Genomic DNA, 23,696 nt, shown 5'->3' on the forward strand with positions numbered 1-23,696 from the left:
CGCCATGCCGCCCGTGCCCGTCACCCCGCCCCGACTCCTCGTCGCCGATCAAGTGGCCGGGAACATACGGGTGCTGGATCTCCCGTCCGGTGAGACGGCGGGGCTGGTCGAGGGCCGCCACCTCGCCGAGCACGCCGGATTCCTGGCGCTGCCCGGGGGACGCACCGCCTTCGTCGACGACCTGGCGGGCGAACTCGTCGTCCTCGACCCCTACGGCCCCGACCGGGGACGGCCCCTCGTCACGGCGACCGTGCCGGTGGCCGCGCCCGCCGAACATCTGGCCGCCGACCCGTCGGGAAGGCTGCTCGCGGTCACCACCGGGCTGGGCCGCAACGATGAGCCGTGGAGCGATCTGCTGACCGTGATCGACCTCACGAACCCCGCGGCGCCCCGGTCGGCGCGGGTCCGGACGCGGGTCGGGGAGCCCGGGGTCACGGTCCTCGCCCCGAGCGGGCCGGGCGCCGAGGACGCCCTCGTCGTGCTGCGGCACCGTGAGCCCGGCTCGCTGACCGCCTACCGGCACGCCGATCTGCTGGCCGCCGGGCCGTCCTGCCCGCCCGCCGTACCGGCCGGCGGCCTTCGGCTGTCCGACGACGACGGGCACGGCGACGCCCATGACCCGCGCACGGGAACGCTGTACGCCGCCGCCGGTTCCGGAGTCCACCGCGCCCGCCGCGCCGGCGACGGGCTCACCACCGGCACCCCGCTCGGCTGGGGCGGCCCCGGACGCGGCTACTATCTGCGGCTCGACCCGGTCCGCCGGCTGCTGTGGTCCTGCGTCCGCTCCGGTCCCGCCGACCCGGGACGCTGGCCCGAATGGGAGAACGGCGCCTGGTGGCACGCCCTCGACCGGCGCACCACCGGCCGGCTCGCGCTGGGCCGCGGGCTGGTCTTCCGGCTCGCGGTCGCCGCGCGGCGGGTCGCCTACGCGCGGGTCCACCCGGAGGGGGACGAGCTGATCCTGCTCGATCCCGAAGGGCCGCGCATCAGCGCGCGGATCGCGCTGCCCCCGATGGACGGCGCGCCCAAGCGGGGCGGCACCCCCTGGGACGGGGTGCAGCGCCGGGCGATCGCCGCCTCACCCGGCGGCCCGCTCATCGCCGTGAGCCGGGGCGGCCACGGCGAGATCGAGGTGATCGACTCGACGGCCGGGACCCATGTCACCACACTGCGGGTGCCCACCCCGCTCGACGACGGCGGCCATCTCGCCCTGGTACAGCCCGGGGACGCGGCCCACGAGGACCCCGTCGGCCGCTGAGACCCGGGACGGGACGGAAGCCGGGCGGCACGGCCGGAACGAGGACGGGGCGGGGTCGGGGACGGGACGGGGACGGGCCGGAGCGGCCGGAACAAGGGCGAGGGCGGAACGAACACGGGCCGGGCACAGGCACAGGCACGGGCTGCCGGATCAGGGACAAGTCGGGGAAGGCACGGGGACAGGGACGAGCGCGGGCCGGAGCGGTACGGGTACGGGTTGCGGGTTGCGGGTTGCGGGTTGCGGGCCCGGACACGGACGCTGGCGGACGGACGCGGCGGGGATACTGATGGCCGACGTCGTCGCGCCGGGGGGCTGTTGTGGACTGGGTGGCCGGGCTGGGCGGACTGACCGCCGGACTGCTGATCGCGGTGGTCACCGCGCCGGTGGGGGTGTCGGGCGCGGTGTTCCTGCTCCCGGTCCAGCTCAGTGTGTTCGGCGTGCCCAACCCGGCGGTCACCCCGACCAATCTGCTCTTCAACGTCGTCGCCGGGCCCGGCGCCCTGTGGCGCTACCGGCGGCACGGCACCCTGCGCGGCCCGCTGACCCGGCGTCTGGTCCTCGGCACACTCCCGGGTGTGGTCGCCGGGGCCGCGCTGCGGGTGTTCGTCCTGCCCGGTCCCGCCGTCTTCCGGCTGCTCATCGCCGCGTTGCTGCTGCCCCTGGGCCTGTGGCTGTGCGCCCGCACCCTGCGACCGGCCCGGAGCGGACCGGGCGGCGAACCGTCCCCGCGGACGGTCACCGCCCTCGCCCTCGCCGTCGGTGTGGTCGGCGGGATCTACGGCATCGGCGGCGGTTCCCTCCTGGGGCCGGTGCTCGTCGGCCGGGGGATGCCGGTCGCCCGGGTCGCGCCCGCGGCGCTCGCCGCGACCTTCACGACCTCGGTGGTCGGCGCCGCCACCTTCGCACTGCTGTCGCTCGTCAGCGACGGGACCGTCGCCCCGGACTGGTTCCTCGGCCTGTCCTGCGGTCTCGGCGGACTGGTCGGCGGCTACCTCGGCGCCCTGCTCCAGCCCCGCCTCCCCGACACCGCGCTACGGCTCCTCCTCGGCACCCTCGCCACGACGACCGGGGCGGTGTACGCGGCCCAGACGCTGGCGTGACGTTCCACCGGGCGGCGCGGCCCGCCGGACACCGCGCCCCGGGGTCGCGCCCTACCGGAGTGTCACGAAGTCGGTGAGTCCCGTTGCAGCAGCGGGAGGTTGCGTGTCAGGGCCTTCTTCCAGGAGCCGTCCGCGATCATCTTGTCCAGCGCCGCCTGCACCCTCTGCTTGAGGAGGCTGTTCGGCGGAAGGCCGATGCCGTACCTCTCGTCGCTCATCTTGAAGCCGCCGAGACGGTACTTGCCGGGGTTCAGCTCCGCGTACCCGGCGAGCAGGGCATCGTCGGTGGTGACCGCGTCCACCGTGCCGTTCGCCAGATCGGTCAGGCACTGGGTGTATCCGGGACGCTCCACGAGCACGGCCTGGGTGGCGACCGTGTTCTGGAGAGTGCGCCCGGGAGAGGTACCGGTCACCGAGCAGACCTTCTTGCCGTTCAGATGGTACGGCCTGGCGATGGCCATGTTGTCGACGCTCATCAGCACGTCCTGATGGGCCACGAGGTAGGGGCCGACGAAGTCGATCTCCTCCTCCCGGCGATCGTTCATCGTGTACGTGGCCACCATCAGATCGACCTCCTGCTCCTTGAGCATCGACTCGCGTTCGATGCCCACGGCTTCCTTCCACACGATGTCGGCGGGGTCGCGGCCCAGATGGCGGGCGATGTAGGTGGCCACGTCCACGTCGAAGCCCTTGAACTTGCCGTCCTGGTCCCGCTCCCCGAAGCCGGGCTGGTCGAACTTGATCCCGACGGTCAGCTGCCCGGCACCGCTCGAACCGGACACCTGGGGCGACTTGGTGGAACGTCCGCCGCCCGCGGCGTCGGGGTCGTCGCCGCTGTCCGGGAGCAGGTTCCACACGAGGACGCCGACGAGCGGGACGGCCACGAGCGCCGCGTACGCGAAGCCGCGTCTGCGCCGGATCCGCCGCGGGTCCCCCGAAGGCGGCGGCCCGGGGGGCCGGGAAAGAACCACGGAGGGCTCCCGCCGGGACGGAGACGGCGACAGGGAGGGGGACGGGGACGAGTCGGCAGGCTCGGCGGGCCGCTCGGGGGGGGCCAGGGCGTAGGAGGTCGGCTCACCGGGAACGACGTCCGGATCCGGCTGCGCGGCCGGGCCCGGAGGCGTACCGCGCGGGGAACTGGGCACCGCCGTCGTCCCCGACTCCGCTGCGGCCAGCAGTTCGTCCAGCTCCTCGGCGTCGGGCCGCGCCGCCGGGTCCCGTACCAGGACGGCCATCAGGGCCGACGCCAGCGGGCCGGCCTGCCGGGGCGGTGGCACGTCCTCGCTGAGCACCGCGGCGAGGGTGGCGAGGGTGTTGGCCCGGCGCAGCGGATGGCGGCCCTCGACCGCGACGTAGAGCATCAGGGCCAGCGACCAGAGGTCGGCCGCCGGGCCGCCGTCCTGACCGCCGACTCGTTCGGGGGCCATGTAGTCGGGGGTGCCGATGACGGAACCGGCGATCGTGAGGGCGGTGGAGCCCTGGATGGCCGCGATGCCGAAGTCGGTGAGAACGGGACGGCCGTCCGGGCGCAGCAGGATGTTCGGGGGTTTGATGTCCCGGTGCTGGATGCCCGCGGCATGCACGGCCCGCAGCCCGGCGAGCACCCCGCGCCCGATCCCGGCCGCCGCCACCGGGGAGAGGGGGCCACCCTGGTCGAGCCGCTCCTGGAACGAGCCCCCGGTGACCAGCTCCATGACGAGCCAGGGGTAGGGGTGTTCGCCGCCGTCCACGATGTGGTGGATGGTGACCACATTGGGGTGGTCGATCAGGGCCAGGGCCTGGGCCTCGCGCAGTACCCGGGCGCGCAGCGCGCGGGCGCCCTCGGGGTCGTACTCGGCGAGCGCCGGGTCCGGGGGGCGTACCTCCTTCAGGGCCACCTCGCGGTTCAGCGCCAGGTCGCGCGCCCGCCACACCAGTCCCATGCCACCGCCGCCGAGCCGTGTCAGCAGCTCGAACCGGCCGTCGATCACCCGCGCCACAACAAGTCTCCCTCACCACTCGGCCGGGGTGCCGTATCCGGTCACCACGGCCCGCCGGCCCCCCGGACCGGCTCGCGGCCCGACTCTGCCACACCCGGGAAGTGCCTCGACAGCGGATGTGGCAACGAGTGCCCGGAAGGCCGGAAAGGGCCCGGTACGGATGCGGTCACGCGACCGCCGGGCGCTGTTCTCCCACGGGTACACGGCCGTTCGTCCGGGGTCCCTACCTTTCCTGGCATGTCAGTCCGATCGCTTCGTACGTCAGCCGCGTTCCTGGTGACCGCCACGCTCACCGCCCTGTCCGTCCCCGTGCCCGCGGGGGCCGTTCCCACCGAGGAGGGCAGGGGGGCGGCCGGGAAGGAGGTGGTGCTGTCCACCGGGTTCCCCGGTACGGCGCTGCCCCCTGGATTCCGTGCCGTCGAGGGGAACTGGGAGGTGCGGGACGGCCGGTTGCACGGCTCGTCCGCCCATTCCGGGGTCCTGAGCCGGATCACCTTCGGTGCGCGTCTGAAGAACTTCCGGATGGAGGTGACCGCCCGGTTCGAGTCGGTGACGGACCCCTCCCGGTGGGCCGCGCTGGGCATGGACGTGCCCGCGGACGGTTCGGTGCCGTGGTCGCTGGCCACCGTGCGCAGCGGTACCACCGCCGCGAACGGACTGGAGTTCGCCCGGCGTACGGCCGGGAACACCTGGGACGTGACCGACACCGGACCGGCCCCGTCGGCCGTCGGCACCGGCCGTGACGTGCGGCTCGCGGTGGAGGTCCATGGTTCCCGGGCTCGCTGGTCCGTCGACGGGCGTGAGGCCTTGCGTACCAGCCGGGTGGCCCGTTCGGCGGACGGTGTCGAGGCGCTCGTCGTCAACGGCGCGACCGTGTCCTTCGACGATCTGCGGATCACGGCGCTGCCCGACCGGGGCCATCTCCGTCCGCCGGGTGCCCCGTTGACCGTGATCGCGCACCGCGGCGCCTCGTCCGCGGCGCCGGAGAACACCCTGGTCGCCGACGAGGTGGGTCGCCGTGGCGGGGCCGAGTACATCGAGAACGATGTCCAGCCCAGCAAGGACGGCGTCCCGTACGTGCTGCACGACAGCACCGTCGACCGCACCACCGACGGCAGCGGGGCGGTCCGCGAGCTGACCTCGGCCCAACTGGACGCGCTGGACGCCGGGTCGTGGTTCGGTCCCGCCTTCGCCGGGAACCGGGTGCCCACCCTCGCGGCGCAGCTGGGCGATCTGCGGGAGCGGGGTGGTGACATGCTGCTGGAGATCAAGGGCAGGCACTCCCGCGACGAGGTCGCCACGATCGTCCGGATCATCCGTGAGCAGCGGATGACCGACCGGGTCTTCGTGCAGAGCTTCGAGCCCGACGCGCTCCGGTACACCCGTGAGCTGGCGCCCGAACTTCCCCTGGGTCTGCTGCGCGGCACCCTGGACGCCGATCCGGTGGCCGTGGCGAGGGAACTCGGCCTCACCTCGTACAACCCGTCCGACGCGGCGCTGGGCGCGCGGCCCGGGGCGGTGGCCGAACTGCGGGACGCCGGAGTCGCGGTGATGGTGTGGACCGTCGACAGTCCCGACCGCTGGGCGGCCCTGGAGGAGGCCGGTGTGGACGCCGTCATCACCAATCGGCCCGCCGAACTCGTCGGCTGGAACGCGGCGTCGGGCCAGCACCGTCCCACGGCACCGGCGGTGACGGTGACTTCCCCGGCCCCCGGCGCGCGGCTGGACCGGGCGCAGGCGCCGGTGGCGGCCGTGCAGTCGTCGGGCGCCGCCTCGACGCGGCTGACGCTGGACGGCCGTCCGGTCGAGGCGGGCGAGCCGCTGGACCTGACCGCGCTCGGCGCCGGTGGGCACACCCTGCGGGCCACGGTCACCGGTCCCGGCGGCACGGCCACCGCCGAGTCGGCCTTCACCCTCCGGGCGTCCCGGACCGGGCTGGCCCATCTGATCCTGACCTCGGGCGCCACCGACCACCATGTCGCGACCCTCACCACCATGCTGGGCCACGGCCACTACCGGCAGCTGGCCCGCTGGGCCGAGCACGGCCGGGGCCTGCCCGCGCCACGCGCGGCGCTGATCGCGAAGGAGGCCCGCGCGCTCGCCGGCGGGTGAGGCGACGGCGCTGCACGAGAAGCGCCGTCAAGTGACCCCGGGGTGCCGCGCGAGCGGACCAGGGATGCCACGCCGGCGGACCGCGGGCGCCGCACCGGATCAGTCATGCGCGGGCCACGGCCGGTGCTCCGCGAGCCAGCCGGTGGCGTGGGTGACCGCGTCGGCGAGCGGGAACAGCCGGGCCTCGGCCGCGCCCACCGGGCCACGGACCACGGGGTGTTCCTTCTCGAACGCCGCGCCCAGCTCGTCGAACCGGTCCTCGCGGATCGCGACGTCCCGCACGGTGGTCCAGCGGCGGCCCCCGGACGTCATGACCGCGAAGGAGTTGTCGGCCGTCGGCGACGGCACCCGGTACTCGGCCAGATGGAACGCGGTGCAGGCGCCGTAGCCCGTCCCGAGCAGCAGCACCCGCGCCCCGGCCGCCTCCAGCCGGGCGAGCGGGCTGCGCTCCCCGAGGCGGCAGTCCGGTGCGTGGCCGTCCGTGATGCCCGTGGCACGCGGGCCGACGGCCGCGAAGGAGGTCTGCGGATGCGCGCTGCGCACGGCTCCCGGCCAGCCGCGCACCGTCTCCGGGACGATCCCGACCCCGAAACAGGGGGTGAGGTCCGCGTCGTACGGGGGCATCGACCGGCGGATGTCCGCCCACCATGACTCGGGCACCGGCGGGTTCACCCACCCGGCGGGGTCCGAGTTGTCACCGGAGTGCGTCGGCACCACGAGGGTCCCGTCCGTACCCAGGACATCGAGGAGCGCGCGGACGACGGTGACGGCGCCGCCGCACACCCAGCCCAGCGAACCGAGGGAGGAGTGCACGAGCAAGGTCTCGCCGGGGGTCACGCCCAGCCCCCGCAGTTCATGGGCCAGCGACTCACGTGTACAGAGCGGCCCGGCCTGGAGCGTCGTAGACATGACGGCGAGTGTGCACCGCCCGCGCCGTCCCGACCAACGGATTTCAGAGCCGCTGGGCTGCGGGCAAGGTGGAGCGGACTCCACCACGAGGGGGTATCCCGCTCCCGTGCGGACGGGGGGCGCGCGCCATGGTGGGGCACCCGTCTCCCTTCCTACGCTCCAAGTACGGCCGAACCCCGGGGCGGTGGCCCCGCCACCACGGCGCCCACCACCGCGTCCGCCCACCCGTGCCCCCCGCACCGGCGTACCCGGAAGGCCGTGCCGCCACGGAGCCGCGCCCGTCCACGGGCGGGTCCGCCGGTGGCGTACGACGGTGGACACGCGAGGTGTCCCGCACGAGGTAAGGAGACCTTGGATGAACGACCGCTCGCCGAACTCGATGTCCCGACGGGCCGCCACGCGCGCCGGGGTGCTGATGCTGGCCACAGCCGGCCTGGTGGGCACCCTGGCCCCGCAGGCACCCGCCGCACCCGCCACGACGACCGCCGTCGCGCCGGGTGCCGGTGCGCCAGCCCGGGTCACCGGCGTCGATCCGGCCGAACGGCTGCGCGTACTGCGGACGGTGGTAGACAGCGGGGCGGCCACCTGGGACATGGCCCGGATCGTGGAGGGCGGCCGTACGGTGTGGAAGGGCGCCGCCGGCACGGCCGTGCGGGGCACCGGGCGGCAGGTCGACCCGGACGGACGGTTCCGGATCGGCAGCATCACCAAGACCTTCACCGCCACGGTGGTGCTCCAACTGGTCGGCGAGGGGCGGATAACGCTCGACGAGCCCGTGGAGACCTACCTGCCCGGAGTGCTCCCCGACGGTGACCGCATCACCGTCCGCCAACTGCTCAACCACACGAGCGGCCTGTACGACTACACCGACGACCCCCGGTACGTCCCCGTGGACGACGCCGGGCTCGCGCGCTGGGTGCGTACCGACCGCTGGCGGACGTACTCGGCGGCGACGATGGTGGCCGAGGCGTCCGAGCGTGCCCCGCACTTCCCGCCGGGGCAGGGCTGGCGGTACTCCAACACCAACTACCTCGTCGCCGGGATGCTCGTCCAGCGAGTGACGGGCCGCACCTGGAACCAGGAGGTGGAACGGCGGATCGTCCACCCACTGCGGCTGCGGGACACGTCCATGCCATCCGCCTCACCCCTGATCCGGGGCCCGCACGCCCGCAACTACACCCGGCTGCCGTCCGGTCCGGTGGACACCACCGAGCTGAACCCGTCCGTCGCCGGGGCGGGCGGGGCCGGTGTCTCCTCCACGGCCGACCTGGCACGTTTCCACTCGGCCCTGTTCCGCGGCACCCTGCTGCGCCCCGCCGAGCTGACCGAGATGAAGCGCACCGTCCCGACCGGGCTCGGCGTGCGGTACGGGCTGGGAATCCAGCGCCTCGACTCACTCGACGGGCTGGGCTGCGGGCCGCTGTGGGGCCACGCGGGCGGCATACACGGCAGTGCGGCCTATCTGTTCGGTGACGCGGACGGCCACCGGCAGGGCGTCACCGCGGTGAGCCTGTACGGCAGGGCCGACACCAACGCGATCGTCACCCGGTTGAACGAGGCCGTCGCCTGTACGGGGAAGGGTGGCGCGGCGTAGCGCCCGGCGCCCGCCGCCGCATCGGGGTGACCCGGTCCGGCGGCGGGCGGCGCACCGGGCCAGGACCGCCCTACGGCCAGGTCGGGCCAGGTCAGGCCAGATGGAGGCCCGTCCAGTAGCGCAGTTGGGGCAGCTGGTCCACGGTGACGATTCCCGGCCTCGCCGCGATGACGTCCGGGATCCTGTTGACGAGGCTGGCGCAGGTGGTGTGCGCCGTACTCAGATCACTGTTGCGCAGATGCAGTGTCGGCTTGCCCGATCCGTCCGTGACCCGCCACTCGTTGTAGTCCGTCTCATGCTCGTCGTAGACCTTCCCCTGCGAGCTGACGGAGAGCGTGATCCCTTCCTTTGTCCGCAGGGTGTCGGTGTCGGTGTAGCCCAGAAGGGTCCCGCTGCGCACCGTCGTGCCCAGGGCCTTGCTGTGGATGTCCCGCTCGGCGAGCACCGGCTCGGTCACGCATTCCGCGGTGCCGTCCGGGGTCAGACCGACGGCTGCGGCCAGGGCGTACAGCGAGTAGTGGGTGAAGCTCGGCGGCCGTTCTGTGCCAGCCAGCCAGCGGCTGAAGTCCTCGGTGGTCGTGCCGACCCGCTGCTGCTCCGCGAGGGCGGGGCCGAAGTCGTCGACGTTCCAGGCGAGCCGGCCCTCGATCCCGCCGAGGTCATGGGTCGACCCCGCCAGCACGCTGATGAGGTTGACCCAGTAGGCGTCCTGGTGCCCCGTGCCCGTCACGGTCACACCGTGCTCCCGGGCCAGCGTGTCCAGCTCCCGGGCCAGCGGGTTGTCGGTGGCGAAGGGGTACAGCATCTCCTCGGCCAGCGTGATCACATGGGCCCCGGCGCGGACCGCGGTCGAGAAGATCCCGAACTGGGTGTCGTCGAGGTAGGTGCTGACGGTGACGACCACGATGTCGGGCGCGGCCTCGTGCAGGGCCTGCGAGGCGTCGCCACGGGCCGGGAAGGTGAGTCCGGGGACACCGGCCAGGTCCCCCAGGTCCCGCCCGTCCTTGTCGGACCCGGGGCGGACGATCCCCGCGACGACGCGCGCGTGGCGGCGGTAGAGAATCCTGACGATCTCCAGCCCCATCGCCCCCAGCCCGTACACGGCGACGCGCGGGCTTTCCTTGACCTCGGGCATGGAGTTCCTCCTGATGGGTCCGGGTTCATCGCTCCCCGCACGGCACGCGTCCCCGGTCGGGTCACCTCCGCGCGCTCCCGCGCGGAACGTCGCGAACACGGCCCCGTGGGAACCGCTTCGACGCCGCCAGTATGTCGCAGCGGAGGGGACCGGACACCCGAACTGCTCAGCAAGGAACGGGAGTTCGAGCGAGAAAGCCCTGTCGCCGCGTCTCTTGAACGCTCCCGTCACCGCACCCCGCGTCCGGCGGGGGCCGTGCCCCGCGCCCGGTCACACCTGCCGGTCCCGCGTCCTCGCGGTTCGTCGCGGGCCGTCCCGCTCGGCCTCGGTCGCCGTGGGCCCGTCCGGCACCCGGCGGGCCCCGTCCCGCACCCAGCGGTCGTCGCGGGCCCGTCCCGCTCAGCCCCGGTCGTCGGCCCGCGGTACGGAGAAGACGAGCTCGGGCCGGTCCCAGTGGACGGCGGGCGGCCTCGCCGCGACGGTGCCGGTGCGCCGCGCGCCCGCTGCGAGGTAGAAGCCCTCGGACGGCGGATGGGAGACGACGCGCACGGTGTCGAGCCCCGCTTCCCGCGCCCGGTCCAGCATGTGCGCGACGAGCGCGCGGCCGATCCCCCGGCCCTGCGCCCGGTCCGCGACGAACATCAGGTCGAGCTCGGCCGGGCCGAGGAGCAGGGCGTAGAAACCGAGGAGCGCCCCTTCCTCCGGGCCTTCCCCCAGCGCCGCGAATACCTCGTGGGCCTCGATGTAGTCGGGACCCACCCGGTACCCCGCGATCATCGGCGCGTACGGCCCCTCATAGGCACGCGAGCCCCGGACCATCGCGGTGAGCCGCTTGGCGTCCCGGGCGGTGGCACGCGCGATCCGTACCGGGGCAGGGCCTGCCGCACGTCGGCCGCGCCCTGTCCTACGTGATGCCATGGTTCGAGTATCACATCCGCAGGTCAACGACTCCCCGACCGCCCTCGGAGGACCGGAGAGGGCGACATCGGCGGGCCTTCAGACCAGGCGGTGCACGCCCACGGATGCCGGGGTGGCCCCGGTGAACCCGTACCGCGCGTAGAGGTGGCGCGCCTCGTCGTCCGCGATGGGGAAGGCATAGGCACCCTTGGGCGCCCGCCGCCCCAGCTCATCGGTGAGCGCTTCATGACCGCCTTGCCGAGACCGCGGCCCTGGTGCTCCACGCGACCCGGCCCCTCCGAACAGGCCGGGCGGAATCCCGGACCGGGAGGGGAACCGGAGCGGCGCGGAACAGGACGTGGGGAAGGGGCGACCAGATGGTCACCCGACGGACACCCGGCGGGCGTCCCTCCCCCGATCCTCCCCCTCGTTCACTTCACCTGTCGGGCGCGCTTCTCCTTCCGCAGCCCGGAGACCCGGGTCCAGACGAACACGACGAGACCGAGGGCGACACCGCCGAGCACGACCCGCTCCATGATTCCCGCGTAACCCTCGACCCGGTGCCAGTTGTTGCCGAGGCTGTATCCGGCCATGACCAGGACGGTGTTCCAGACCGCGCTCCCCAGCGCGGTCAGAGCCACGAAGGTCAAGATCGGCATCCGGACGACTCCGGCGGGGATCGAGATCAGACTGCGGAAGATCGGCAGCACCCTCCCGAACAGGACGGCCTTGGTGCCGTGCTTGGCGAACCACTCCTCGGTGCGGTCGTAGTCGGAGACCTTCATCAGAGGGATCTTCGCGATGATCCGGCGCAGCCGGTCCCGGCCGAGGAGCGCGCCGAAGCCGTACAGCGCGAGGGCGCCGACGACCGAACCCAGGGTCGTCCAGATCAGCGCCTCGGCCAGGCTCATCCGTCCCTGGCTCGCGGTGAACCCGGCCAGGGGAAGGAACAGTTCGCTGGGGAGCGGCGGGAAAAGGTTCTCCGCGAAGACGGCGATACCGGCGCCGGGCCCGCCCAGGTCCTCCATCAGGTCGACCAGCGTACCGGCGAGACCGTCGAGTTCGGGTTCGGCGGAGGAGGCGAGCGGCAGAGCGGACAACGTGTACTCCCATGGATCGGTCATTGCTGGACGACGCACCGGGCCGAGGACGTTTCCGCAGGTCGAACCCACCGGAAGGCCCTCGCCCAGGCCGGTACCGAGCCTAGGTCCCCCGCTCGCCGCCCCGCACCGGACCAACGTCCAGCTCCGGTACCCACTTTCGTTGGGGTCCCCCACCCACCCTCCCCCACATCCGCCTGAGCAGCCAATTCCGCCTGCGCGCGATCCCGTCTGCGCGCGATCCCGTCTGCGCACACGGGCGCGCACACGGGCGCGGACGCGGGCCGCCCCAGGTGTCCGCCCCGGCCCGGCAAGGGTCTGCCGACCGGGGAAATCCCCTTGAACGCCGAGGCCGCGCCCGCCTATGTTGAGGTGTATGGGAACTCTGTGACGGCCCCCCGCGCGACCGTGTCGAGCTGTGCTCCGCCGTCGTCGCGTTGATCCGTCCTCGAATCCGTTCTTCCGGCCTGGCCGAGAACAGGGGCTTTCCCATGCACCCAGCACATTCCGCACAGCTCTTCCTGCACGCCGCCACCAAGCGGTACGACGACCGCACCGTGCTCGACCAGGTGTCCTTCGGTCTCGCGCCCGGTGAGAAGGCGGGCGTCGTCGGTGACAACGGTGCGGGGAAGTCCACCCTGCTCCGGCTTCTCGCCGGGGCGGAACGCCCCGACGCGGGCGAGGTGACCGTGTCCGCGCCCGGCGGCTCCGGGTATCTCGCCCAGTCGTCTGGGCTGCCGCCCGAGGCCACCGTCCAGGACGCCGTGGACGCGGCACTGGCCGAACTACGTGTGTTGGACGCTGCGTTGCGGCGGGCGGAGGCCGCGCTGACCGAGGCTCCCACGGGCGCCGCACTGGAAGACCGCCTCGCCGTGTACGCGCGGCTGACCGAGCGGTACGAGGCACGCGACGGCTACCGGGCCGACGCCCGTGTGGACACCGCGCTGCACGGGCTGGGCCTGCCGGGGCTGGCCCGGGACCGGCGGCTGGGGACACTCTCCGGCGGCGAGCGGTCGCGGCTGGCGCTGGCCGCGACACTGGCGTCCCGGCCGGAGCTGCTGCTCCTGGACGAGCCGACCAACGACCTCGACGACCAGGCGGTCGGCTGGCTGGAGGAGCGTCTGCGGGCCCATCGCGGCACCGTCGTCGTGGTCACCCATGACCGGGTCTTCCTGGAACGGCTCACCACCACGGTCCTGGAGGTCGACGGCGGACGGGTGACACGCCATGGCAACGGCTACGCCGGCTATCTCGCCGCCAAGGCCGCCGAACGCCGTCGGCACCGGCAGCGGTACGACGAGTGGCGTCGCGATCTCGACCGCAGCCGCCGTCTGGCCGAGTCCAACATCGCCCGGCTGGACGGCATCCCGCGCAGGATGCCGAAGGCGATCTTCGGCTACGGCGGGTTCCGTGCGCGGGGGCGCGCACATGGTGCGATGAGCCGGGTCCGCAACGCCAAGGAGCGGCTGGAGCGGCTCACCGCGAACCCGGTGGCGCCACCGTCCGACCCGCTCTCCTTCATGACCCGCATCACCACCGCGGGCGGTCCGGGCGGCGAAGGGCCGGTCGCGCGGCTCGACGGTGTCGTGGTGACCGGACGGCTGCATGTCCCGGAGCTGCGCATCGGCCCGTCCGAACGGCTGCTGGTCACCGGCCCCAACGGCGCCGGCAAGACCACCCTGCTGCGGCTGCTGGCCGGGGAACTGCGGCCGGACGCCGGTGCGGCACACGTATCCGGAAGGGTGGGGCATCTACGGCAGGAGGAGACCCCGTTCCCCCGGTCGCTGACCGTACTGGGGGCGTTCGCCCACGGCCGCCCCGGTGACCGGGACACGCACGCCGACCGGCTGCTGTCGCTCGGCCTGTTCGGCCCGGACACGCTCGGGCTGCGCGTCGGCGAGCTGTCGTACGGACAGCGGCGCCGTATCGAACTGGCGCGGCTGGTCAGCGAACCGGTGGATCTGCTGCTGCTGGACGAGCCGACCAACCATCTCTCCCCGGCGCTGGTGGAGGACCTGGAAGCGGCGCTGACCGGCTACGCGGGCGCGGTGGTGCTGGTCACCCACGACCGCCGGATGCGGTCACGGTTCACCGGCTCACGCCTGGAACTGCGCGAGGGCGCCGTCACCGGCGGCCGGTAGACCACGGCCGTGCGGCGGCCGGGAAGCCGCGCCGCCCGGAGGGGTGAGGGCCGTCGGCTGCGGGCCGGACCTCCGGGCAGGCGCTAGTGGCAGTCGTACCGGTACGCGTTGGGGAGTTCCGGGCACTGTCGGCACAGGAAGAGATAGATGCCGCCCGCGTCGCCCATGGCCATGTCGAGATGTTCCTCCCCGGTGACGCTCAGGAGGTGTTCCATCCGGTGGCCCTCGTCGCAGGACGGCCAGTCGGGCGGCTGGGTCCACGCCGGGTAGCCGCCGACCTTGTTCCGGGACACACACGCCACCTCGTTGTAGAAGGAACCGTACTTCTCCTCGAACTCCACCACGTACGGCAGGAGTTCACCGGGCAGGTCCTTGTCCGGGTAGTCGACGACGACGGTCGGTGTCAGGGTGCACGCAGGACGCGGCATGAAGTCCAGTTCGTACTCGCCCCCGGGCGGCTCGGGGACGTCCCGCAGGACACCGGCCGCCCGGGCCTCGGCCTCGTCGCGCCAGTGCAACGCGGGGAGCGCGACGTACGACTCCTCGGGGTGGATCAGCGGGCACCAGACCACTTGCAGCACGTCCTTGCCCTCGGGGAACCGCAGTTCGGGCACATCGCGCGCGAACAACTGGACGACCGGCACCACGGGGACCGGACCCGCCGGGGACTCGTCGTCGTACGAGGTCCGGTGTCCGGGCTGCTCGCAGTAGGGCCAGGGCTCGCCGGCGGGCCAGAGCAACGGGCCGCCGATGGAGCTGTCACCGACCCCGGGCGCCCCGGGCTTCGGGGACAGCATCGTCGTCCGCATGGCGAGGGCGGCCAGCCCGGGTATCAGCTCACCCACGTCGAGCGGTGTCGTGTGCGGTCCTTGGATCACGGTGGTTCCACTCCCGGGGACGGTGGTCGGCTCCCGGCAACGTACCTGTCGGCACTGACATCGCGGCGGGCCCGGACCGGCGGCGGGCGCGACCGTGCTCATTGCGTCGACATCCCCGCGACCCCTCGGAGTTGGCGCCGCGCGTTTCAGCGGGAAGACGTACAGGCCGCGCCCGGAGCCCGCACGCAATCGTGGCGACCCCGATCCGGTTCCCCCCGTACTCGTACGGATACTCGTACGGGCTCCCGACCCCGACGGGACGGCCGCGGATATCCTGCGCGCATGCCGATCACGAACAGGGAATCCGACGCGCGGCTGGCCGTGGCGGCGGCGCAAGCGGGTGCGGCCGTGGTCCGTGACATGTACGGGGAACCGTCGGCGCGGTTCGAGAAGGGCGCCGGTGACTTCGCGACAGCGGCGGACCTCGCGGCGGAGAAGGCCGTCCTGGACGTACTTCGGGGCGCACGTCCCGATGACGCCGTGACGGGCGAGGAGAGCGGGCGCACCGGGGCGGCCGACGCCGAGCGCCGATGGCTGGTCGATCCGCTGTGCGGGACGTTGAACTACGCCGTGCGCACGATGCTCGTCGCGGTGAACGTGGCGCTGCGAACCGGGGCCGGCACCACCGTGGCCGCCGCGGCCGACCCGTTCAACGACGAGGTGTTCTGGACCGACGGTGAACACGCCCGGGTGCGGCGCGGCGGTGCGGACGAGGTGCTGGTGCCGTCGGCCGGTTCGCGGCTGGTGGACGTCAATCTCGATCCGCCGTTCCCGAACGCACCGGATTTCCGGGCGGCCCGTCTCCTCACCGACCCCGCCTTCGGCGAGCACTTCCGGCCCCGGGTCGTCTCCACGACCCTCGCGGTGGCCTGGGTCGCCGCCGGGCGCAGGGCCGCCTACGTCACCGACGGACGGCCGTACGACAGTGTGCACTTCGCCGCCGGGATCGCCTTGTGCGAGGCCGCGGGCTGTGTGGTGACCGCGCTCCACGGACAGCCCCTGGGCACCGGCGCGGACGGGCTGATCGTGGCGGCGGACCGGCGGACGCACACCACCTTGCTGGAACTGGTCAGGAGCCAGGTCCCGGCCGAACGCTGAACCCGGCACGCGGGTCGCCACGGTCATGGGGTTCGCGGCAGCGCCGTGTTCCCCTGGACCACGCCGCCTGCCGCCGGAGACCGGGATGCGGACATGCGAACGCGGGGATGTGGGGACATGGGGTGGGGATGACGATGCGGATGCGGATCGGGGAACTCGCGGAGCGCGTGGGCGCCAGCACTCGCTCACTGCGCTACTACGAGCAGCAGGGGTTGCTGTCCCCCACGCGTGACAGCAACGGGTACCGGGAGTACGACGAGACCGCGCTCGTGCGCGCCCGCAACATCAAGGAACTCCTCGCGGTGGGACTGACCACCGAGGACGTGCTGCACTATCTGGAACGGGGCTGCCTGGAACAGCCGCTCGCGCAGACCCCGCGGTGTGCGGGCGAGAGCGACACCATCCACAAGCGGCTGGAGTCCCTGGACCACCGGATCGCCCGGCTCCAGGAACTCAGGGACCGACTGGCCCGGCACAGCGCCACCGTCGACGCGGCTGTCGACTCCCGGCAGACACCGAAGGCACCGAAGGCACGGGAGACGCCGAAGGCACGGAAGGAACCGAAGGCGCGGCGGGCACGGGAGACGTGACGACAGTCCGGGGACCTGGCCGGGGCGAGGTGGCGGAAGCGGGCAAGGGCGGGGCGGGGCGGGCAGGGTTGACCTTGACACAGGCGTCAAGGTCCTAGCGTCGGCGCATGACTTCCGGAAGCAACAACACAGCAGGTCAGCGCGGCACGGGGTGGCTGATATGTCTGCTGCTGACGACATTCGTCATCGGGACCGACGACTTCGTGATCGCCGGTGTGCTGCCCGAGATCGCCGCGGACCTCGGCGTCGGTGAGGCGGCGGCGGGGCAACTGGTCACCGTCTTCTCCCTCACCTACGCCCTCGCCGCTCCCCCGCTCGCGGTGGCCACGGCGCGGCTGCCCCGCAAGCCCCTGATCGTCGGCGGTCTGGCCGTCTTCGCGGCGGCCAACGCCGTCACCGCCTTCGCCCCCGACCACACGAGCCTGATCCTCCTGCGGATCGTCACCGCGCTGATCGCGGCGACCATCACCCCCGCGGTGTTCGCCGTGGCGGCCCGTGCCGCGGCCCCCGAACGCGTCGGGCGGGCGATCGGTACCGTCGCCGCCGGACTGACCGTCGCCCTCTTCGTCGGTGTGCCGCTGGGCACCCTGCTGTCCTCGGCCTTCGGCTGGCGTTCCACGTTCGTCGCCGTCGCCCTGTTCAGTACGGCGGTCGCCGTCGCGTCCTGGCGGCTGCTCCCCGTGCTGCCCGGCGCACCCGCGATCGGTGTCCGCCGCCAGTTGCGCATCCTGTCGCGGCCTGCCGTGCTGCTCTGTGTCACCGGCACGGTCCTGGGCGCGTCCAGCGGTCTGATGACCTATACGTATATCGCCCCGCTCACCCGCGACATCACCGGGAGCGGTGGGGCGGTCCTGGCCCTGTTGATCTCCGTCATCGGTGTGTCCGGGGCCGCGGGGACCTTCCTGGGCGGGCGGCTGACCGACCGCTGGGGCGCGGACCTGGCCCTGCTGGCCACCTTCGGCGGGCTGGTGGCCGCCACGGCGGCGCTGGCCGCGACCGGTGTGCTCACCGACGAAGCCCCTGTCTGGCTGCTCGCCGCCGTCCTCGCCGTCTGGGGATTCGCGGCCTGGGGCTTCAACCCCCCGATGAACACCCGCGCCCTGCAACTGGCCCGGGACGCGGAGGCCGAGGCGGTCGCCCTGAACACCAGCGGTCTCTATGCCGGTATCGCCGTCGCCGCGGCCGTCGGCGGCTGGGCGGTCTCCGCGCACGGCGGTACGGGGGTCGCCGTGACCGCCACCGGTATCGGGCTGCTGGCGGCACTGGTCATCGCCTGCTCGGTCCGCCGCTACCCGAGCGGTACGGCCGCCGATCCGGGCTCCGGGTCCGATTCGGTGTCGGGCCTTGGGCCCCGGTCCGGTTCAGAGCACGAGCCCGACTCCGGGTCCACGTCCGGCGCGCGACCGTCGTCCACGCCGTCCCGCTGAGGAGAAGGCGGCGGGACTGCGGCGGGGCCGGTGCTCAGGTCGCCGGGCGCCCGGCCCGGGTGCCGACCGTGCGGCGCAGCAGCCCGTATCCGGCCAGGGCGAGGACGGCGCCGGTCATGGCTCCGATGGTGGCGCGTACCAGGGAGGCGTGGAAGCCGCCCTGCGTCGAGATCGCCACGGACAGCACGGCGACGGCGGCGGCGCCGAGTACCACGGCTCCGGCCAGGAGGGCGGGCCGGGCGGGCGGGGCGAACCGCTCGGGCACCGGTCCGGCGGGGGTCCGCCGGAGCCAGCGGCCGGACCAGATCAGCACGGCGAGGCCGCCCAGGGTCGAACTGGTCCACTGGGCGATCTTGAAGGCGGGGATGCCCTCCGCGACCTCGGTGGTGAGCGAGGGGACCAGTTCCACGCCCCAGCCACCGGCGTGGGTGAAGGCGTCCCACACGACATGGGTGAGCGCGCCGAGGAGTACCGACACGACGACGGCGAGGGCGCCGCGCCAGGACAGGCGCGGGGGTCCGCACAGGGGCGCGACCCGGGCGCGGACCGCCGCAGGTGCGAGCGACACGAGTGGTTCCAGGAGCAGCAGCCGGAAGACGGCGAGGGCGAGGAGCGCGAGAGGCAGGTCGATCGCGACGATCCCCCAGGCGCTGTGGGTGGCCTCGCGTCCGCCCGGCCGGAGCAGGACGAAGTAGAGGAGGTCCGGGGACATGGCACCGGCGGCGAGCGCCGAGGGCACCAACGGTCCCCGGGCGACGGGTATGACGGCCGCGAGATGGGAGAGCGTGAAGGGCACGGCGGATATTTGATCATGGGCGTCGCGGGCCCGTGAACGCCCGGGGCAGTGGTGTGCGCGGTGGTCCGGCCGGGTGGCCGGTACGCGGTCCCGCCACCCGGCCGGGGCCTCGGTCCGGCCGCCCGGTCGGACCGGGCGCCGTGTGACCTGCGCTGCAACCGCGCCCCGGGCATACGATCCGGCCGCGCGGTCTGTCATGATGACGCCGATAGGCGACGGCGGATCGAGGAAACCGGTGTGAATCCGGTGCGGTCCCGCCACTGTGATCGGCGAGCGGACCCCGAACAGACCACTGCCCGTACGCGGGTGGGAAGGCCGGGGCGAGCGTTGACCCGAGAGCCAGGAGACTCACGCGGTCGCCTCCTCGACAGAACTGGGGCGGATCTCCCCAGGGGGGAGTGTGGGTCGCAATGCCCGAAGGGCAACGTTCCGGGGCTCCGGCGCCGTGCCGGGTCGTCGTGTGCCGGGACTGCTGCTGCGGCAGCGCGAAGGTGACCGGTGTCGATCACGCGGCGCAGGTCGCCGCGTTGAGCAAAGACCTGCCGGTACGGATCTCCGAGTGCCTGGACGTCTGCGACCAGGCGAACGTGGTGGTCGTCCAGCCCTCGGCGGCGGAACGCGCCGCCGGCGCCCGTCCTGTCTGGCTCGGCCTCGTCAACGACCCCGCCGCGACCGGCGACATCGTCGCCTGGGTACGGGCGGGCGGCCCCGGGGCCGCCCCGCTGCCGGAGATCCTCGACCTCTACGCCTTCACCCCGCCGCGGCGGGTCCGTGGCGCGTCGTCCGCCGATCCCCGCTGAACCCTTCCAACCGACCGCGGCGCACGGGCGTACGCGGTGAGAGGACCGACCACACCATGGCGAAACGCTCTCTGTCCCTGCTGGCCGCTGCCGCCTTCCTGGTGGCGGGCTGCGGTGGTGGCACCTCCGGTGACCGGGACGACCCGGCCGCGTCGGGTGCCACGGCCGAGGGCTTCCCCGTCACCGTGACCAACTGCGGGGTGAGGACCACGTACCAGCGTCCGCCCGAGCGCGCGGTGACGCTGAACCAGCACGCCACCGAGGTGCTGCTGGCTCTCGGTCTGGAGAAGTCGATGGTGGGCACCGCCTATCTCGACGACAAGATCCTGCCGGAGTACCAGGACGCGTACGAGGGGATCAAGGTGCTCTCGAAGGAGTACCCGTCGTTCGAGGTGCTGCTCGACGCCGAACCGGACTTCGCGTACGCCGGGTTCGCGAGCACCTTCGACGAGAAGGAGGGCCGCGGCCGGGCCGCGCTGACGAAGGCGGGTGTCAACTCCTATCTGAATGTGGAGGAATGCCCGACCGGTCCGGTGACGATGGCGATGATCGACGAGGAACTGCGCGCCGTCGGGAAGATATTCGGGGTCCCGGAGCGCGCCGAGCGGGAGGTCAGGAAGGCGAAGGCGACGCTCGGGGCGGTCGAGAAGAAGCTCGGTGACGTCGATCCGCTGAAGGTGTTCGTGTACGACAGCGGCGACAAGACGGCGTTCACCGCGGGCGGCGCGGGCGTCGGCAACGAGATGATCAAGGAGGCGGGCGGGGTGAACATCTTCGCCGATCTGGACAAGCAGTTCGGTGACGTCTCGTTCGAGCAGGTCGCCGAGCGGGCCCCCGAGGTCGTCGTGATCTACGACTACGGGGACCAGCCCCTCGCGGCCAAGAAGAAGTTCCTGCTGTCGCATCCGGCGCTCCAGGACGTGCCCGCCATCAAGAAGAAGCGGTTCGCGGTGCTGCCGTTGTCGTCGACGGTGCTCGGTGTGCGGGTCCCGGCGGGCGTGGAGTCGCTGGCCCGGCAGCTGCACCCGGACCGGGTCCGGTGACGGGCGCGCCCCGGTCCTCGGGGAACGTCGTCCTCAGCAGTGTCGCCAAGGCTCCCGGACCGGGCACCGCCCCGGCCGGGGGCCGGGGCCGGCCGCCGTACGCGCTGGTCCTCGCGGGGCTCGCGGTACTGGTGGTGCTCGCGGCGACGGCGGGTGTCGCGGCCGGTTCCATCAGTGTCCCGGCCGGGCAGGTCTGGGGCATGCTCCTGCACCAGGTGCATCCGGGGCTCGCCGAGGTCACGTGGACCCCGGTCCGCGAGACGATCGTGCTGGATGTGCGGCTGCCCCGGGTGCTGCTGGCCGGGGTGGTCGGCGCGGGGCTCGCCGTCTCCGGGATGGCGCTCCAGGCCCTGGTTCGCAATCCGCTGGCCGATCCGATGCTGCTCGGGGTGTCCTCGGGCGCGTCGGTCGGCGCGGTGTCGGTACTGGTCCTGAACATCACGGTGTTCGGGCTGGTGACCCTGCCGGTGGCGGCGTTCGCGGGGGCGCTGGCGGCGCTGGTCGCGGTGTACTTCCTGGCCCGGTCGGGCGGCCGGATGACCACGATCCGGCTGGTGCTGGCGGGGGTGGCGACGGCGGAGGTGCTGTCGGCGCTGGCGAGTTTCCTGATCGTCACGTCCAACGACCCGCACAAGACCCAGTCGGCGCTGCGGTGGATGCTCGGCGGGCTGGCGGGCACCACCTGGTCGATGCTGTGGATACCGGCCGTGGTGGTGCTGGCCGGTACGGCGGTGCTGCTCGGGGTGAGCCGTCCGCTGAACCTGCTGCTGGCCGGTGAGGAGGCGGCGACCGCCCTCGGGCTGGACGTGCACCGGTTCCGGGCTGCGCTGTTCACGCTGGTGGCGCTGATGATCGGCACGATCGTGGCGGTCAGCGGGCAGATCGGGTTCGTCGGGCTGATCATGCCGCATGTGGTGCGGCTGCTGGTGGGCGCGGACCACCGGCGGGCGCTGCCCGCGGCGGCGCTGCTGGGCGCGGCGTTCCTCATCATGACGGATCTGGCGGCCCGCACCCTGATGAGCCCGGAGGAGGTGCCCGTCGGCATTCTCACCGCGCTCGTCGGCGGCCCGTTCTTCCTGTGGCTGATGCGAAGGAGGACCTCATGACGGCGCCGCTGACGGAGCCTCAGGCACTTGTGCCCGGTCTGCTCGAACTCCAGGACGTGTCGGTGGTCATGGGCGGCCGGGCGCTGGTGGACGGGGTGTCGCTACAGGTGGCCCCCGGGGAGGTGGTCGGGCTCGCGGGTCCCAACGGGGCGGGCAAGTCGACCCTGTTGCGCACGGTGTACCGGACGCTGCGGCCCACGTCGGGGCGGGTGCTGCTGGATGGTGGCGATGTGTGGGCCATGCCCGGCAAGCGGCTGGCGCGGCGGCTCGCCGCCGTTCTCCAGGAGAGCGCCGGGGACTTCGAGCTGTCGGTGTACGACGTGGTGGCGATGGGCCGCACCCCGCACAAGCGGGCCTTCGCGGGGGACGACGCCGACGACCGGGCGGTCATCGCGGCGGCGCTGGCGCGCCTCGATGTGGCGCCGCTGGCGCAGGTGCCGTTCGACCGGCTCTCCGGCGGGGAGAAGCAGCGGGTACTGATCGCCCGCGCCCTGGCCCAGCGCACCGGGACGATGGTCCTGGACGAGCCGACGAACCATCTGGACCTGCGCCATCAGCTGGACGTGCTGCGGCTGGTGCGTGAGCTGGGCGTCACGGCCGTGGTCGCGCTGCACGACCTGAACCTCGCCGCCGCGTTCTGCGACCGGGTGTGTGTGATGCGGGCAGGCCGGGTGGTCGCGCTCGGCTCCCCCGCCGAGGTGCTCACGACCGGGCTGCTGGCGGAGGTGTACCGGGTGGACGCCGAGGTCACCGAGCACCCCCGTACCGGCGTCCCGCACATCACCCTGCTGACGGGAACGGCACAACCACCGGACCGCCCATGACAGGGCCCCGTCTCCCGGACGCGACGGGCCCCCGCATCCCGGACCCGGCAGGCCCCCGTCCCCCGGGCACGACGGAGTCCCGCCCCGGTGACCCGCCGCCGGGAGCGTCCTCGGACGGTGTCCCGGCGGCGGAGGTCGGCGCCGCGCTGCGTGACGTGGCGGGGCTCGGCGGCTTCTTCGCGGTCCGGCTCGGCGGCCCCGACGGGGGCTGGCACCCCGTCACCGAGTCGTACGCGCGCGGGTTCCCGGACCTGGTCGCCGCGACGGCGGCCCGGCACCGCAGCCCCGAAGCACGGCTCGGGGCGTCGATCGCCCAGCTCGGGCACGCGGCCCGGCTGTGGTCACCGGTGCTGGCGTGCACGGTCCTGCACGGGATCGTCCCCGATCTGTCGGGGCTCCAGCGGGCCGACGAGGGTCCGGCCCTGCGGCTCCCGGCGCCCGCCGGACGGTACGCGGCGCGGGTGCCCCGGCTGGCCGACGCGTTGTACGGGATCGTGATGACCGGCCAGCTGGAGGTGCTGCGGGCCGGGCTGCGGGTCAAGGTGGCGCCCCGGCTCCTCGACGGCAACTCCGCGTCCGCGCTGGTCGAGGCGGGCCGCGCGATCCTCGCCGCCCACCCCGCCGCGCGGGAGCCGCTCACCGTCCTCGTGGACGATCTGCTGCGCACCGGGCGCCTCGCCGGGACCGGCCGGGTCACCGGTCCGGCGCTGACGTTCCGGCGCCGCAGCTGCTGTCTCTACTACCGGGCCCCGGCGGGCGCCAAGTGCGGCGACTGCGGGCTCGCCGACCGCACCGACGGCGCCCCGGGCGACCGGCCCTAGGAGGGTCGGACCGCCTTGACCGGCAGTCGCAGGTAGGACGCGTGTTCCCCGCCGGTGTGGATGATGTGCTGTCCGGTGTTGGCGGGGG

Annotated in this window: 20 protein-coding genes and 1 riboswitch; of the genes, 13 read left to right on the forward strand and 7 right to left on the reverse strand. The window is 73.4% G+C overall.

Annotated features, from left to right (window positions below; genetic code table 11):
• The first annotated feature begins 4 nt into the window (after positions 1–4).
• Positions 5–1,258, forward strand: a complete 1,254-nt coding sequence (locus AB852_RS36590) for a hypothetical protein (RefSeq protein ID WP_107499461.1) — start codon at positions 5–7, stop codon at positions 1,256–1,258.
• Positions 1,259–1,575: 317 nt separating this feature from the next.
• Complete coding sequence (locus AB852_RS36595; RefSeq protein WP_073795755.1) at positions 1,576–2,358, forward strand: sulfite exporter TauE/SafE family protein; 783 nt, start codon at positions 1,576–1,578, stop codon at positions 2,356–2,358.
• A 62-nt stretch (positions 2,359–2,420) separates the two neighbouring features.
• Here the strand turns inward: AB852_RS36595 and AB852_RS36600 are convergent, their stop codons facing one another.
• Positions 2,421–4,337 (reverse strand): bifunctional serine/threonine-protein kinase/glutamate ABC transporter substrate-binding protein, encoded by a 1,917-nt coding sequence (locus AB852_RS36600; RefSeq protein ID WP_342748524.1) that lies wholly within the window; start codon positions 4,335–4,337, stop codon positions 2,421–2,423.
• 237 nt (positions 4,338–4,574) lie between these two features.
• Between AB852_RS36600 and AB852_RS36605 the strand changes: the two genes are divergently transcribed.
• Positions 4,575–6,449 (forward strand): glycerophosphodiester phosphodiesterase, encoded by a 1,875-nt coding sequence (locus AB852_RS36605; protein WP_073795758.1) that lies wholly within the window; start codon positions 4,575–4,577, stop codon positions 6,447–6,449.
• Between the two features lie 99 nt (positions 6,450–6,548).
• Here AB852_RS36605 and AB852_RS36610 read toward each other — a convergent pair whose 3' ends face one another.
• Positions 6,549–7,358 carry an AAC(3) family N-acetyltransferase gene (locus AB852_RS36610; RefSeq protein ID WP_073795760.1) on the reverse strand — a complete coding sequence of 270 codons (810 nt, stop codon included), beginning with the start codon at positions 7,356–7,358 and terminating at the stop codon, positions 6,549–6,551.
• Between the two features lie 355 nt (positions 7,359–7,713).
• Between AB852_RS36610 and AB852_RS36615 the strand changes: the two genes are divergently transcribed.
• Positions 7,714–8,952: a serine hydrolase domain-containing protein gene (locus AB852_RS36615; protein ID WP_073795763.1), complete on the forward strand. Its 1,239-nt coding sequence runs from the start codon at positions 7,714–7,716 to the stop codon at positions 8,950–8,952.
• Between the two features lie 91 nt (positions 8,953–9,043).
• Here AB852_RS36615 and AB852_RS36620 read toward each other — a convergent pair whose 3' ends face one another.
• The 3 genes from AB852_RS36620 to AB852_RS36630 all read right to left on the reverse strand — a co-directional run bounded on the left by AB852_RS36620 (position 9,044) and on the right by AB852_RS36630 (position 12,084).
• Positions 9,044–10,087 carry a hypothetical protein gene (locus AB852_RS36620; RefSeq protein WP_073795765.1) on the reverse strand — a complete coding sequence of 348 codons (1,044 nt, stop codon included), beginning with the start codon at positions 10,085–10,087 and terminating at the stop codon, positions 9,044–9,046.
• A 399-nt stretch (positions 10,088–10,486) separates the two neighbouring features.
• The gene (locus AB852_RS36625) at positions 10,487–11,005 is read right to left on the reverse strand and encodes a GNAT family N-acetyltransferase (RefSeq protein ID WP_073795767.1); all 519 of its coding nucleotides are present in this window, start codon (positions 11,003–11,005) and stop codon (positions 10,487–10,489) included.
• 410 nt (positions 11,006–11,415) lie between these two features.
• Positions 11,416–12,084, reverse strand: a complete 669-nt coding sequence (locus AB852_RS36630; protein ID WP_329562539.1) for a DedA family protein — start codon at positions 12,082–12,084, stop codon at positions 11,416–11,418.
• Between the two features lie 491 nt (positions 12,085–12,575).
• On the opposite strand from AB852_RS36630, the gene AB852_RS36635 reads away from it, so the two are divergent.
• Positions 12,576–14,225 carry a TlrC/CarA/OleB/SrmB family ABC-F type ribosomal protection protein gene (locus AB852_RS36635; protein ID WP_073795771.1) on the forward strand — a complete coding sequence of 550 codons (1,650 nt, stop codon included), beginning with the start codon at positions 12,576–12,578 and terminating at the stop codon, positions 14,223–14,225.
• A gap of 83 nt (positions 14,226–14,308) precedes the next feature.
• Here the strand turns inward: AB852_RS36635 and AB852_RS36640 are convergent, their stop codons facing one another.
• The gene (locus AB852_RS36640) at positions 14,309–15,103 is read right to left on the reverse strand and encodes a DUF1963 domain-containing protein (protein ID WP_245877062.1); all 795 of its coding nucleotides are present in this window, start codon (positions 15,101–15,103) and stop codon (positions 14,309–14,311) included.
• Between the two features lie 282 nt (positions 15,104–15,385).
• On the opposite strand from AB852_RS36640, the gene AB852_RS36645 reads away from it, so the two are divergent.
• The 3 genes from AB852_RS36645 (at position 15,386) to AB852_RS36655 (ending at position 18,218) form a co-directional block, all read left to right on the forward strand.
• Complete coding sequence (locus tag AB852_RS36645; protein WP_073795773.1) at positions 15,386–16,201, forward strand: inositol monophosphatase family protein; 816 nt, start codon at positions 15,386–15,388, stop codon at positions 16,199–16,201.
• 128 nt (positions 16,202–16,329) lie between these two features.
• Positions 16,330–16,791: a MerR family transcriptional regulator gene (locus tag AB852_RS36650; protein ID WP_073795776.1), complete on the forward strand. Its 462-nt coding sequence runs from the start codon at positions 16,330–16,332 to the stop codon at positions 16,789–16,791.
• 107 nt (positions 16,792–16,898) lie between these two features.
• Positions 16,899–18,218, forward strand: a complete 1,320-nt coding sequence (locus AB852_RS36655; protein ID WP_073795779.1) for an MFS transporter — start codon at positions 16,899–16,901, stop codon at positions 18,216–18,218.
• 34 nt (positions 18,219–18,252) lie between these two features.
• Here the strand turns inward: AB852_RS36655 and AB852_RS36660 are convergent, their stop codons facing one another.
• Complete coding sequence (locus tag AB852_RS36660) at positions 18,253–19,014, reverse strand: DUF4184 family protein (protein ID WP_073795781.1); 762 nt, start codon at positions 19,012–19,014, stop codon at positions 18,253–18,255.
• A gap of 190 nt (positions 19,015–19,204) precedes the next feature.
• A riboswitch (cobalamin riboswitch) is annotated at positions 19,205–19,379 on the forward strand.
• Positions 19,380–19,424: 45 nt separating this feature from the next.
• Here AB852_RS36660 and AB852_RS36665 point away from each other — a divergent pair.
• The 5 genes from AB852_RS36665 to AB852_RS36685 all read left to right on the forward strand — a co-directional run bounded on the left by AB852_RS36665 (position 19,425) and on the right by AB852_RS36685 (position 23,608).
• Positions 19,425–19,814 carry a hypothetical protein gene (locus AB852_RS36665; RefSeq protein WP_073795783.1) on the forward strand — a complete coding sequence of 130 codons (390 nt, stop codon included), beginning with the start codon at positions 19,425–19,427 and terminating at the stop codon, positions 19,812–19,814.
• Between the two features lie 56 nt (positions 19,815–19,870).
• Entirely contained in the window at positions 19,871–20,857 is a 987-nt protein-coding gene (locus AB852_RS36670; RefSeq protein WP_073795785.1) for an ABC transporter substrate-binding protein, read from the forward strand.
• 104 nt (positions 20,858–20,961) lie between these two features.
• The gene (locus tag AB852_RS36675; protein ID WP_073795925.1) at positions 20,962–21,963 is read left to right on the forward strand and encodes a FecCD family ABC transporter permease; all 1,002 of its coding nucleotides are present in this window, start codon (positions 20,962–20,964) and stop codon (positions 21,961–21,963) included.
• Positions 21,960–22,787 (forward strand): ABC transporter ATP-binding protein, encoded by an 828-nt coding sequence (locus AB852_RS36680; RefSeq protein WP_073795787.1) that lies wholly within the window; start codon positions 21,960–21,962, stop codon positions 22,785–22,787. Before AB852_RS36675 ends, AB852_RS36680 begins: the two co-directional genes overlap by 4 nt.
• Entirely contained in the window at positions 22,784–23,608 is an 825-nt protein-coding gene (locus AB852_RS36685) for a (2Fe-2S)-binding protein (RefSeq protein WP_079185199.1), read from the forward strand. Before AB852_RS36680 ends, AB852_RS36685 begins: the two co-directional genes overlap by 4 nt.
• Positions 23,609–23,696: the final 88 nt, after the last annotated feature.

The sequence above is a fragment of the Streptomyces uncialis genome (genome assembly GCF_001905345.1).
GTDB classification, from domain to species: Bacteria; Actinomycetota; Actinomycetes; order Streptomycetales; family Streptomycetaceae; genus Streptomyces; species Streptomyces uncialis.